This is a genomic window from Algibacter lectus, from assembly GCF_004368925.1.
Lineage (GTDB): Bacteria > Bacteroidota > Bacteroidia > Flavobacteriales > Flavobacteriaceae > Algibacter > Algibacter lectus.
The window spans coordinates 1,098,932-1,112,214 of sequence record NZ_SORL01000007.1; the positions used below are offsets into that span (position 1 = coordinate 1,098,932).

The 13,283-nt window shown below is 31.8% G+C and carries 9 protein-coding genes; 4 read left to right on the forward strand and 5 right to left on the reverse strand.

What is annotated here, in order from left to right; genetic code table 11:
• Positions 1-3: 3 nt before the first annotated feature.
• The 5 genes from DFQ06_RS05395 to tssD all read right to left on the reverse strand — a co-directional run bounded on the left by DFQ06_RS05395 (position 4) and on the right by tssD (position 4,829).
• On the reverse strand, positions 4-1,842 hold the full coding sequence (locus tag DFQ06_RS05395; RefSeq protein WP_074935586.1) for a type VI secretion system baseplate subunit TssF: 1,839 nt from the start codon (positions 1,840-1,842) through the stop codon (positions 4-6).
• Positions 1,843-1,846: 4 nt separating this feature from the next.
• Positions 1,847-2,278 carry a GPW/gp25 family protein gene (locus tag DFQ06_RS05400; RefSeq protein WP_042506827.1) on the reverse strand — a complete coding sequence of 144 codons (432 nt, stop codon included), beginning with the start codon at positions 2,276-2,278 and terminating at the stop codon, positions 1,847-1,849.
• A 186-nt stretch (positions 2,279-2,464) separates the two neighbouring features.
• Positions 2,465-3,817, reverse strand: a complete 1,353-nt coding sequence (locus tag DFQ06_RS05405) for a DUF5458 family protein (protein ID WP_042506825.1) — start codon at positions 3,815-3,817, stop codon at positions 2,465-2,467.
• Positions 3,818-3,832: 15 nt separating this feature from the next.
• Positions 3,833-4,285 (reverse strand): hypothetical protein, encoded by a 453-nt coding sequence (locus DFQ06_RS05410; RefSeq protein ID WP_042498859.1) that lies wholly within the window; start codon positions 4,283-4,285, stop codon positions 3,833-3,835.
• Between the two features lie 154 nt (positions 4,286-4,439).
• Complete coding sequence (gene tssD / locus DFQ06_RS05415; protein ID WP_042499012.1) at positions 4,440-4,829, reverse strand: type VI secretion system tube protein TssD; 390 nt, start codon at positions 4,827-4,829, stop codon at positions 4,440-4,442.
• Between the two features lie 269 nt (positions 4,830-5,098).
• On the opposite strand from tssD, the gene DFQ06_RS05420 reads away from it, so the two are divergent.
• From DFQ06_RS05420 to DFQ06_RS19375, 4 genes are all read left to right on the forward strand, one after another.
• The gene (locus tag DFQ06_RS05420) at positions 5,099-7,552 is read left to right on the forward strand and encodes an AAA family ATPase (protein ID WP_133966496.1); all 2,454 of its coding nucleotides are present in this window, start codon (positions 5,099-5,101) and stop codon (positions 7,550-7,552) included.
• Between the two features lie 275 nt (positions 7,553-7,827).
• On the forward strand, positions 7,828-10,980 hold the full coding sequence (locus tag DFQ06_RS05425; protein WP_133966498.1) for a carboxypeptidase regulatory-like domain-containing protein: 3,153 nt from the start codon (positions 7,828-7,830) through the stop codon (positions 10,978-10,980).
• Between the two features lie 21 nt (positions 10,981-11,001).
• Positions 11,002-12,348, forward strand: a complete 1,347-nt coding sequence (locus tag DFQ06_RS05430) for a DUF5689 domain-containing protein (protein WP_133966500.1) — start codon at positions 11,002-11,004, stop codon at positions 12,346-12,348.
• A 116-nt stretch (positions 12,349-12,464) separates the two neighbouring features.
• Positions 12,465-13,283, forward strand: an 819-nt coding sequence (locus DFQ06_RS19375; protein ID WP_166668886.1) for a DUF5689 domain-containing protein, incomplete at its 3' end; no start/stop codon positions are given.

The window sequence follows — 13,283 nt, forward strand, 5'->3', positions numbered from 1 at the left end:
ATTTTATAATTCTTTAATCACAATTTTATAAGGAAAAATGTTTACTGCTTGTTTTTTTAGAATAGACAGTAAATTTTCATTTAAATAATCCCACTCGTAAGGTTTTAAAGTCTGGTTTTCACTAGGTGTTAAGATAATTTCAATGCATTGCAAAATCCCTTTAGTTATAGACAAATCTGTCATAAAACCCTTTTTAACTTCAATATGCTTTATGTTTTTGCCATACAATTCGTAACATACCGCTTTTAAATCTTCCTCGGTTACAATTCTATTTTTTGTTAAAGTAACGCGTCTGTAAGCCTCTATACGCTGCTCCATAGTTAAACTATTACTACCGCCAAAAACAGGTCTTAAAAAATAACTGCTTTTCGTTTTTAAATTAGGGCCTTTATAAATTTCAAGACTTTTTCTTGCCTTTATATGGTTTGCTTCCTCTCCATTTGTGGTCCAATAGGTTACATTAATATTTTCACTACTTGTAAAAGGATTTAGATAAACATAATTAGTATGTAAAGAACTATCGACTACTTCGTTCGCTTTTTTCTCTATTAACGCAATAGTTTGATTTAAGGTGTTTAAATTATTTTGTAAAAATTCGTGATTAAAAAACTTAAAAGCAGCACTTTCATCTCTAAGCAACTCTAATAAATGAACAATGTATTCTTTTGCTTTTCTAGAATCTAACTTACCTACGTTTGCACTTCTAAGAAAATAAGTGCCCTTGTAAACTTCATCAACATTTTCAGCTTCCAGTTTATAAGTTTTTCCGTTAGCATTTTCAATAGATTTTACATCGAAAAAAGGGTCTTCTGAAAGAATGGGAATTATATCTATAAAATCCTTCATTTTATAACTAATATTATTCCATTTTCTATTTAAAACAGGAAATGCATTTATGGAACAATACAGCTGTTCTAAGGCTTTTGATGATATAATACTAGAAAACTCAACTTTTAACCACAACAAATCGCTTCCTAAAAAAGCATCATTTTTAGGGTTTTTAAAGTTTTGTAATTCTGGATAATCAGGAAAATCTTCTACTTTATTTGGTAGTTTTAATGTTACAAAATGCTTTTGATAGTATTTATTAATTTCTCCACAAAGCGTACTTGCTTTGCTTGTATTTCCATCTAAAATATTTTCGAGCGTAATTCTATCTAATTCTTCACTATTATAGTAACCATCAATGGTATTTATTTTTTGATCACCAAGATACCATGTGGCATTACTTAAATGGTGATAAAAAAGATCTTTGTTAGCCACGCCCATGTACTCAAAGTAAAATGAGACATCATTAAGATCTAAGTTTTTATGCTCACTTTCTAAACCAATATAAAGCGTGCCCGCTTCTAAATCAAATTCGTTTCCCAACATTTGAGCTAGGTCTTTCGATTTTTTATCAGAAAACGTAAAAAGTTTATTACCCGTTACAATGTGTTTTACTCTAGCATCTAAAAGCTTTGTATTTTGTGTGGGTGTAAAAAAGATATCTTTATACCCTTGAGCCAGTCTCTGTGAAGTCGTTTTTTTTTTATAATATAATTGATGCTCCGGAGTAATTATTGTTTTCGGCTCTAAAGATTCGCAATAAGCAATAGTATGCGCAGGTTTTACATCAAATGTAGACAACGGCGTCATTAACTGAATGAGTCGCTCAGTAACCCTAATATGCGAATCGCTAATGTCGCCAGAAAGCTTTTCTAGCTCTGATGCACATGCCGACAACAGTAAAGAGATTATAGGATCAAAAGAATCGGCAATTTCATTTGCAGGTATATTCCAAAGGCTTGCAGCCTTTTTCATCATCCGGTTCTTTATATCCTCCTTAGTGGTATAACTCATAATTTCAATAAGATAAAGGGGCTATATAAAAATGCTCTACATATTTAAAAGGTTCATTCGTTTTTTTAACGACACCTTTAACCATTACATATACAGATTTTTTAATTCTACTTTTCTCGCGTTTAATATTTATTTCTTCTTGTTCTATATTTACATCAAATTCTAAGTTTGAAAGTCTAGTTTCATGCTTTTTCAATGATTTTACTAAAGAATCAGAGACAATAACTCTAAGCTTATTATCGGACGATATATTATTAAAATCGACATCCCAAACGGCACATCCAAAAGATAAATCGAAATTACACTCACCAAAACGCGTGGTCATTATTAAATGAATATAATTAGCAACAGACTCCTCAATACTAGATTTCTCTACGGATCCATTATTAATTAACGCAGTGGCATTTAGTGGTAATTTATAATATTTATGTTGCATTATAAGCTTTGATTTTAATACTAGCTTTGCCTAAACGAGAGGGCGTAAAAGCTATTATCGTATATCTCAATATTTAAAACAGTAAATTATTAAAACATCATAAAAATGTGCTAAATAAGTATATTGAACAAAAAAAAGCCACCTTATGGTTTTTAGGCAGCTTCTTATATTTTCAAAAACTAAATATTATTGTTCTGCATAGTCAGTATCCCACTCGGTACCTTCATCTCCTTTTTGACCATCCATAGTAATTAAGAAGTTTTTTGCTGGGAAATACGGTTTTAACCGAATATCCACGTGTATTTTATCTTTTTGATCTCGGTCTTGTTCAAACCTTTTAATATCAAAGTTTTCAATTAACTTATCTGGGCCAGTAACACCATCCAAAAACTTAACAATTTGTTTTAAAATTTCGTTTCTAGTTTTAGTATTAAAGTTTTCAAAAGCACGACGATTTAAAAAGTCCATTAAAACTTTAGATATATAATCAAACACACGAACTACAGAGTATGTTTGCAGGCCAATGTTATCGCCATTAAATAATGTTTTAGCAGAAAATGCCATAACCTTACCATATTCGTTAACCATAGGTACTAAACCTAAGCTTTCTAATGTAGCAATCTCACTCTTTTTTAAATCAAAGCGTACAGATTCTACTTCACTTAAACCACCATGTTTTTTACCTGCAGTTACCTGAGACATAAGGGTTTTATACATGCTACCTGCTAAAGCTCCAGATGGTGGAACAAAAACATCTTCTTCTTCTCCTAGTTCTGTTTCTTTATTTCTTCCTACCAACCAATTACATGTCATAATGGTATTAGATAGATAAGCATCTCCACTTGCTAAGTTTGCACTTTCAAAAAGCTCCATAACATCGTCCGGCTCATCTAAATGCGCAAAATCGGTAACCATAGTTACTTTATTGCTATGCGCCATTTTGGCCCATTTATCTACTACGGCTTTACTACCTAAATATCCAGGTAACACTAGTAAAGCGTAATTATCTCTTAAGTCTAAACGATCATAACTAGATACTATTTCTTCACGGATATAATCAAAAAATCTTGTATTATCAAGATCTGATAATTGATCCATCTCAGCATTTACAATAGTTGCATTCTTAATAGACGCTTCATCTGTATTTTTGTAAAACAACGCTACAGAACGATAAGATGCTTCTAGCTCTCTTGTTTCATCTAACGCTATTTTTAAGTTCTTTTTTAAGACCGCTTTAGAATGCTCTGCTTTTTCGTCTGTTTTTTCTATAATGTCAATAAGATCACCATCAGACTTTAGCGTTTCCGACCATAGTTTTAATACTTTAAGTAAATCACTACGTTCTTGTTTTTTATTATTTTCTGTTAAAAATATTTTACGCCTTGCTTTACGCTCAGGGTTTAAATTTTGAACATTATCAATTGCAGATTCTAAAAGATCAAACCCTCCGTATTTAGTTAACGCATTGGATTTTTCTTGAATTTGTTGCGAATAAGATTTTTCTTGTAAGCTTTGCTGACTATTTTCTGTATTTGCCATATCTTAATTATATCTTTATTTAGCGGTACTTAACTCCTCAATTAGCATTTCTAAAGTAGAAACTAATGCTTGTTTTGATTCTTCATCTTGTAACGCCTGCTTAAGAACTTTATTCGTTTTAAGTTGCTTAATTATTTTTTTGTATTGCTCGCTTTCAATTTCAAGGCCTTTTAAAAAATCACTACCTTCAGTAATTCCTCTTTTCCCGAAATCTCCTAGATTATTAAATTTAGTAGCTTCGTTAATCGTACCACCTTCTTTATCTTCGTATGCAATATTAAGCTCTGGAGAAAAGTGTTCAAAAACATCTTCAACCGTTCTTAATCCTTCTACTGCTTCTGGTTTTATAGGAGTGTTTGGTGTAAGTTTACCCGCTATAAGTGTTCTGTTTTGAGGGATTTCATTTAATGCTTCACCAGCATCGACATCCGTTACATTACCACCAAGTCCAACTTTATTTGATGCCATAATATGTATCTATATATATTAAAAATTTAACTTTCACCCCGCTAATATAGCTAAGATATCTTAAGAATAAAAGAGAATGTCTGAAAAAACTCAAACATTCTCTTTAATGTAATATTATTCAATTAGTCATTATAAAACGACTAAAAAAGCCAAATTATACTGGCCACTCATTCTCGTGAATTCCACCACCACTAGAAAGTTTCTTAGCAGAAATAGTAAACGTTTGAGTTAACGGGTTTGTACCTGAAGCATCAAAATCTTCTTTGTAAAAAGTTAAGTAACCTTCTTCAAAGTTTACTTCTTTTAGTTTAGCATCAGTGTCTCTTTTTGTAAATTCAATAGATCCATCTCTGCGCTCAAAACTACTACATTGCCATTCGAACAATTCTGTTCCGCCTGTTGATTCGATTGTAACTTTAATCTCTCCTCCTCTTGTTACAGAAGAAGGTCTTCCAGTTGCATCTGTTTCTTGTTTAAGAGCATAACTACAACTTAATACGTTGTACTCATTTCCTCCTACTTTTAACTTTGTTTTAAAAGCCATAAAAATTTGTTTTGTGGTAAAAATTACCTGATTAAATATATATAACGGCATGAACGCCAGCAACAAATCTATTAAAAAAAATAAACTTGAAAGAATTTTAAACGGATTTATTTAAAAAAAACCTCTAACTCTCAAATAACCAATAAGAAAGAAAAATATTATATTTTTACAAATTAATAGTTCAATATTTTTTGTGATTTTCACTTTTCAAAATATTACTTTTGAATAATTCTTTAATTAATTTTTCTTAAAATAAACTTTAGTAAGGCATGCAAGATTTCGATAAAGTTGTACACATAGCACACCAAATAGCAAAAGAATATCAACATGAAAATTATGGCACCGCGCATCTTATTAAGGCGGCGCTAAACAAAGATTTTGCACTAATGCGCTTGCTGTTTAGCAATGATATTGATGTTTATTTCATTGAAGAATGGGCAAACGTGCATTTGGAAAGCTACCCGAAACGCTCGCATAACCATAAAGACATCACAGCCGATAGTGATGCACAAACGGTATTAGTAGAAGCAGAAGATATAAAAACAACTTTAGATGATAATTATCCCGATTTGTTAAGCCTTTTTATTGCGGCCATAACACCTGGAGTTGGCTTTAGTTTCGACCAATTAAAATCCTTACCCGTTACCCATACGCAACTTAGTGATAAGTTTAAAGACAGCGCGACTGCTACTTCAAAAAAATCTGCTAATATAGATTCTAACTCAAATGGTGATAATCTAGATAAATATGCAACCAACAAACTTATTGATGCCGCCACAGGCAAATATGACTTTATTATTGGGCGCGATAAAGAACTGAAACAAATTTCTGAAATTCTAAATAGAAAATCTAAACCACATGTTATAATATTAGGAGAATCTGGTGTTGGAAAAACCGCTTTAATTGAATGTTTTGCAGCAGCTATATATAACGGCAACATTGTAGACAGTTTAAAGGATGCGACCTTATTTGAAGTAAACACTTCTATTTTATTATCGGCAGCTTCTTATAAAGGAGAAATTGAAGACCGTTTATTAAACATTTTTAAAGAATCTAGAAATTACCAAAAGCCTATCATTTTTATCGATGATTTCCACACGCTTTTAGAAGATAAATCAACAAATAAAAGTATTGCCAATGCTATTAAATCTGAAATTAACACAGGAGGTGTAACCTTAATTACAGCTACAACTTCAGAAAATTACAGAAAATTAATAGCTGTTGATGAAGGTTTAGAAAGACGAATGGAAACTTTACAGGTTGAAGAACCAGACGATGAGTTAGCCTTTAGAATGATAAGCAATAATGCTAAACTTTACACAGAGCATCACGAACTTTCAATTTCTGATGATTCTATTAGAGAAATTATAAGGTTAGCTAAGCGCTACCTGAAGGAAAAAAGCCTTCCCGATTCAGGAATCGATTTAATTGATAGAACCATGTCTGCCGTTAAGGTTTCCAAACAATCGTTACCTAAAGACATAGACTCTCTAAAATCAGAGTTTTTAGATTTACAAAAAGAAAACAATAAAAAAACCCAAGACCAACGCCTTGAAGAATTAGACTGGTTTTACCTATCGTTAACCAATAAAGTTAGTGCTATTGTTTTAGATCAATATTTAGATGAAGATCCAACAAACCATAAAACTATAGAAGAAAAGCAAGCAAGTATTATTGCGCTATTAGAAAAAATAAAAACCCATGCCGAAAAAGATATCACCGAAGTAACAGATAGTGATTTGGCAGCTATGGTATCCATAATTACAGGTATTCCTGCAGGAAAAGTTCAAACGCAAGAAAAAGAACGCCTTTTGGATATGGAAGACACTTTAAGAAAACGTGTTATTGGTCAAGATGTTGCGATTAAAACCATTTCCGACGCCATAGTAGAATCCAGATCTGGATTATCAAAACCTGGGCAACCCATTGGTTCTTTCTTTTTCTCTGGACCAACAGGAACAGGAAAAACAGAATTGGCAAAATCTTTAGCTGAGTTTCTATTTAACGACGAAAATGCTATCATCCGTTTTGATATGTCGGAATTTAAAGAAGAGCATTCTGCTGCATTATTATACGGAGCACCTCCAGGTTACGTAGGTTATGAAGAAGGTGGTGTTTTAGTTAACAAAATACGCCAAAAGCCTTACGCTATTGTTCTTTTTGATGAAATTGAAAAAGCACACCAATCTGTTTTCGATGTTTTTCTTCAAATTTTAGATGAAGGAAAGTTACACGATCGATTGGGTAAAGAAGGCGATTTCTCTAATGCAGTTATTCTATTTACATCTAATATTGGTTCAGATTTTATATCTAAAACCATGGAAAAAGGCGATGTACCAACATCGAATCAACTTACAGATATTATGTCTAATTATTTCCGACCAGAATTTTTAGGTCGTATTACAGAAATTGTTCCTTTCGCTCCTATTTCAGAAAAAATAGCAGTATCTATTTTCAATTTACATTTAAAAAAGGAGCTACTAAACATGGCAGAACGTTTAGGTATAACTCTAGAAATAAACGAAGAAACTAGAACCTACTTAGCCCTTAATGGGTTTTCTCCCGTATATGGTGTTAGACCGTTAAAAGGTGTGATTAGAAATCAATTAAAAAGACCTTTGGCTAAAATGATAATTGCCGATGAAATTAAACCACCACAAGTTGTTGAAATTAAGCTAGAGGATAATATTGTAAAATTCATTCCAAAGCAAAACAAAAAATAACATAAAACTATACAGGGATTACAAAAACAGCACGTTAATCTTTATAATAAAACCGTAAAAAGAATTACAAATACCTTTTAAAAACAAAAATGAGATTAGTTTCATTCAAATTAATTTCACCTCTTTAGATTATCATCATTACCAATTTAAAAGTTATGTATTTTCTTCTGTTTATTTGTGAGAAAAAAAATGTTTTTGTGAGAAAAAATGTAAAAATTTAGTCGCAATCCCTAATTAACCTCGTATATTCGAAAAATTTAAAAAATTTAAATTAAATGATAAGATTTTTTTACACACTTTGTTTCTTCTGTGTATGTTTCTCTGGATGGTCTCAATTAGCCTCATTAAAAGGAAATACAATAGACAATATTAGTAAAAAACCTATTACTGATGCCTTCGTTATAATTGAAAACACTAAGATAATTCAAAAAACAAATGCTCTTGGAGAGTTCATTATTGAAGAAGATTTACCTATTGGTAAAATTACCGTTATAATAAGAAAAGTTGGTTATGTAACTCGAAGATTTGAAATTGAAATTTTTGAAGGCAAAGTAGCCAATGTTAAGGATATAAATCTCTATATTGAAGAAGAGGAAGATGAAGATCCCGAAGATAAAAAAATAATATTATCTGGTACTTCCCTAACTGGAACTGTAACTCACAAACAAACCAAAAAGGTTATTAAAGATGCTAGAATAAACATTGTAGGATCTTTTATGACAACCACAACAGATGAGGATGGCTACTTTGTTTTTAACGGTAATGTTCCTGAAGGACCTATTAGAATAAAAGTTGCTAAAGATGAGTACACACCAAAAATGTACGACATTTTTATTAATAGCGGTAAAATTGCCTATGTAGATGGTATCACTTTAGGAAATGATCTTTATGATATACAAAACCAGCAAATAAATACTTTTACAGAAGACCAATTATACGCAGACAATAATACAGTTACTAATAATGCTGGTTTCTATCAATCTTCAAGCGATATTTTCTTAAACACAGCGGCCACTCAATTTAGTTCTGCCTTTTATAAAGTAAGAGGACAAGATGGATCAAATGGCGAAGTAATGATTAATGGTGTGGTGAATAACTCGCCTTTAAATGGAGATACCGAATGGAATAGTATTGGTGGTTTAGAGGAAGCTATGCAGAACAACTATTTAAGTTTTGGTTTATCTTCATCTAAATATAGTTTAGGTGGTACTTTAGGGAATTTAAATATAGACACCAGAGCATCTTCACAAAGAAAAGGTGGTAAAGTTTCTTACTTCTCTTCTAACCGACGTTTTTCTCATGGCGTGAACGCGACGTATGCCACTGGAAGAAATGCTAACGGATTTTCACTAGCTGTTTCTGCAACAAAAAGAACTGCTTTTAACGAAGGTTATTTTGATGGTACACCATACGATTCTAACTCGCTTCTTATTAGTGCAGAATCTAGAATAAATACTAATAATGCTATTAACTTTACTGGTATTTTTAATGCAACTAGCCGTAATGGAAGATCTGCAAACACCAACGAAGTTTTCAACCTTAAAGATAATAAGTACAATAGTAACTGGGGAACAGTAAACGACGAAATTCACAACTCTAGTGCTCAAAGTATATCGCAACCCCTTTTAATGTTAAATCATTATCTAAACTTGGGGCCTAACACTAAAGTTCAAACTAATGTAGCTTATAGTTTTGGCACTAAAGCTAGAAGTCGTTTAGATTTTAATGGTGCTAGTATTGATAATGCTAATAATATTTCGGATTCTTTTGGTGAAGATCCAAACCCAAGTAGAGCTTCTGCCCTACCAAGTTTTTTCTTTACAGATGCCGATAACCCAGACTATGAAGGTGCTACTTTAGCAAGAGAAGCATTTCAGAATAATGGTCAAATTAATTGGTTCGATTTATTTGATACTAATATTAATAGTAATTTAAGCACTTCTATTTATGCACTTTACGAAGATGTTGAAAAGCACTCTAATATTTCGGTTAACTCTATAGCAGATTTTAAAATAAATTCGCTTTTAAACATTAACGCTTCGGTAGGTTACGAAAATTATAACACAAACAATTTCGCTAGAATAAAAAACCTTTTAGGAGGTCAAGGTTATTTGGATGTTAATACTATTGAGGGTTCTGGAGATGAAATACAATCCGATTTATTAAACCCAAACCGAATAGTTTCTACTGATGATGATTTTAGATATAATTACGACTTAAATAGAGTAGCCTTTAAAGGGTTTCTTCAAGCAGATTATAAGTACGACCAATTTGATGCTTTTATTGGTGCAAACCTTAAATACTCTAATAATACCAGAGATGGTAATTATCAAAACGGAAAATCTCCATATATGTCTTTAGGCAAAGGAGAAGAATATACATTTTTAGACTACAATGTAAAATTAGGTGTTGGTGTTGAAGTAAATTCAGAAAACAAATTTAGCATTAGAGCTTTATACGGTAAAAATGTACCAAACCTAAATAACATATTTTTAAATGCTAGAGAAAGTGATAACCCAAGAGATTTCTCTACTATTGATTTCAATACGTTGCCTTCAGGGACATTAACTAGTGAAGATATTAGTGGTTTAGAAGAGTTTATAGATATTGTACAAACTACAAACCTTTCGGCCGAAATAAAATACGAATATAGTTCCCCTTTACTTCAGGCGAGTGCCACTGCTTATTTTAATCAAAATTCCGACGGTATATCAAACAGAACTTTCTTAGCGTCTAGTTTCAACCAAAACACATCGTCTACCATACAAGAAGTGCTTACAGATGTAGATAAAAAATATATGGGTGTAGAACTTGGTTTAGCTTACAAATTACTAAAAACGCTAAGCCTAAAAAGTGCTGTAGCCATAGGCGATTTTAGGTATGCAAAAAACGCCAATTTACAATATATTATTTCTGAAGGTCATGTTGAAAACCTAGGTGAAGCCGCTTTAAAAAATGTACACGTATCTGGTACGCCATCTAATGTGTATTCTATAGGTTTTGAGTATAAAGATGAAGATAACTGGTGGTTTGAGGCCATGGGTAATTACTTTACCGGTAGCTATGTAGACATAAACCCTTACTTTAGATCGCGCGATTTTTTCTTAGATACAGATGGTGCTGTATTTGAAAGCTTTAACACTCAAGATGCTACAGCATTATTAAAGCAAGAAAAACTAGACAACTACCTAACTATTAAATTATTTGGTGGAAAATATTGGGAAATTAATAATAACCACATTGGCTTTAAAGCAGGTATAAATAATATTTTAGGTCAAAAACATGAACTAGGTGGGTATGAAACTCAAGGACAAATAAAATATGATGCCTTATTAGAAGACTCTAAACGTGAACAACCACTATATGGAAATCGTTACTGGAAAGGTTACGGTGCTACCTATTTTGCAAATATTTATTACAGATTTTAAAAACTATAACAAAAACAAAACATGAAAAACTTCTTTTTAAACCCCATTATTGTAATTAGTTTAATTATCGCCACCACATTTTCTTGTGCTAGCAATGACGACATTAGCATACCAGATTTAGATAAAGACAACCCAACCGATGTTGAAGCTAATACAGAATTACTTGCTATTACAGATTTATTTACAGGTAATGTAATTGAGTTCGATCAGGTACAAAACGGAGGAGAATTAGTCACTTCTGGTTTTATTATTTCTAGTGATGTTAGTTCTAATATAAATAACCAAATTTATATCCAAGACAAAACAGAAGATGCTACAAGTGGTCTTGTTATAGATGTTGAACTAGATAACATTTTTTTAACTCACGGAATAGGTCGCGAAGTGCTAATTAAACTTAACGGCTTAGGCATGAAGAAAGTTGGTAACGAACTACATATTGGTGTATATAATGATGGTGCCATTACTCCTATTTCGGGCGACGATTTTCAAGATTTTGTTATTAGAACAAATACTAAAGAAACTATTGTTCCTAAAATATTAACGATAAACGAAATTATAGAAGCTGCTAATTCAGATGAACCTCTTCCAACAATTTTAGTATCTATCGAAAATGTGCAAATTATTGATGAGCAATTAAACACAACGTATGCCAATGTAGATAACAACAGTGATGTGGATAAAACTTTAATCAATTGCACAGATGAAGATACCCAAACCATTATTTTACAAAATAGCGGTTTATCTACATTTAAAGCGCTACCCTTCCCTACAGAACAAGGTACAATTACTGCAATACTTTCAAAAAACAAACTTATTATTAGAGATACTAATGATATCGACTTTACAGAAGAACGTTGCATAGATGATAGTGTATTGTTTTCTGAGGATTTTGAAAGCATTACTGATGTAGGATTTAATATTGATTTAACCGATTGGAAAAACATTAACAATAGTTTTAATATTAAGTGGAATAGTAATCAAACAGATGGTAATATTTTTGCAGAGATTAAACCTGGAGGACCTACGGACCAATACGATGCTTGGTTAATTACAAAAGAAATAACTCTAAATAGTGTGAGAACACTAAAAATTTCAGTAGATATAAACGTTAATGAAAGAGATGGAGATTATCTTGAAGTATATATTGTTAAGAGTGTAATTGATGATACTGTTACACTTGGCAATCGTATAAATACAACCAACAGTATCGTACCACAATTAAATACAGATGGCTTAACAACTTTTGAAGCAAGTATAACTATCCCTAGCGATCAAGACAATTTTAGAATAGGGTTCAGATATCGTAAGCAGAATGGAAGCGCCACTACAGAATACCAAATAGATAACATTATTATTTCTGAAGAATAAAAACCTTAAAAAAAACCTTAGCTTTAATCGGTTAAGGTTTTTTCTATTTTAAAATAAAAACAGAAAACTGCCTACCCCACTTTAAGATAAATTAAAAAAAGCTAAAACCCCAAAACATGAAAAACACCTATCTAAAACCCTTTATGTTATTAAGCATAATTGTAGCCACTCTATTTGCTTGTGGAGATGATGATAATGCTATAACGCCAGAACAAGAAGATGATATAGAAGCTAATACCGAATTGCTTGCTATTACTAACTTATATGAAAACGATATTGTAGAATTTAATCAAGTACAAAATGGAGCTACTTTAATAGCTTCAGGATTTATTATTTCTAGTGATGTTAGCAAAAACATAAATCAGCAAATTTACATACAAGATAAAACTGAGGACGCTACAAGTGGCGTTGTTATAGATGTTACCCTAGATAATATTTACCTTACTCATAGTATAGGTCAAGAAATTCTCTTAAAGCTTAACGGACTTGGAATGCAAAAAGTGGAGAATGTAATCCATATTGGTGCTTACAGCAATGGAGAAATCACACCCATTTCTAGCGACGATTTTCAAGATTTTGTAATCTCAACAAATAATAACGAAGCAATTGTTCCTAAAACAATAACGATAAACGAAATCTTAGAAGCTGCTAATTCAGATGAACCTCTTCCAACAATTTTAGTATCTATCGAGAATGTGCAAATTATTGATGAGCAATTAAACACAACGTATGCCAATGTAGATAACAACAGTGATGTGGATAAAACTTTAATCAATTGCACAGATGAAGATACCCAAACCATTATTTTACAAAATAGCGGTTTATCTACATTTAAAGCGCTACCCTTCCCTACAGAACAAGGTACAATTACTGCAATACTTTCAAAAAACAAACTTATTATTAGAGATACTAATGATATCGACTTTACAGAAGAG